1 pseudogene is annotated in these 591 nt (G+C 41.6%); it reads left to right on the top strand.

Annotated features, from left to right (window positions below):
• Positions 1 to 299: 299 nt before the first annotated feature.
• A pseudogene (locus R7Z49_RS26400) lies at positions 300 to 591 on the top strand (ABC transporter); the annotation flags it as partial.

The following is a 591-nucleotide window of genomic DNA, read 5'->3' on the forward strand; positions in this document are numbered from 1 at the left end:
GAAACGAGACTGTAGCTCGCAGGATAATCGTATTCCTTTTCACTCATATACATGCATCCTTACATTTAATAAATAAGTGCCACATATGAGTGTAGCAGCATAATATCCATACACATAATGATGACTATATAGAAATATTCCCGTGACTTATTGAACAGCAGATTCGTTACATAAGTCTTTCATTTCTGGTCGTAACAATCTTTGCTTTGGTTAAAATTAATACTGACATCCCCTTCCTTAGGCCCTTGGTTAGTTGTTATAACTAGTCCAATACAACAATAACAAGGAAGACAAACACAATGGCTATTCGCTTTAGTCAGCTTGCTGTACAAGGACATACCACCACACTTTCCATTGATGAATGGACAATCGATAACAATGACTCTTGGGGCATCTTCAGTGCAGAAGGAGACATCGGCTCCCTGCTAGGCGATCTGCTTTGTGGCGAACTGAAACCCACACAAGGGACGTTGGATCTTGGTGAATTGAAAGTCGCGCAAGTATCGCTTTCAGAGCAACAACGACTACTTGAACGTGAGCTAGAAAAGGACGACACCGATTTTCTCGATCGTATCGACCAAGGCAGTACCG

This window comes from Vibrio sp. 1562 (assembly GCF_033340155.1).
Lineage (GTDB): Bacteria > Pseudomonadota > Gammaproteobacteria > Enterobacterales > Vibrionaceae > Vibrio > Vibrio alginolyticus.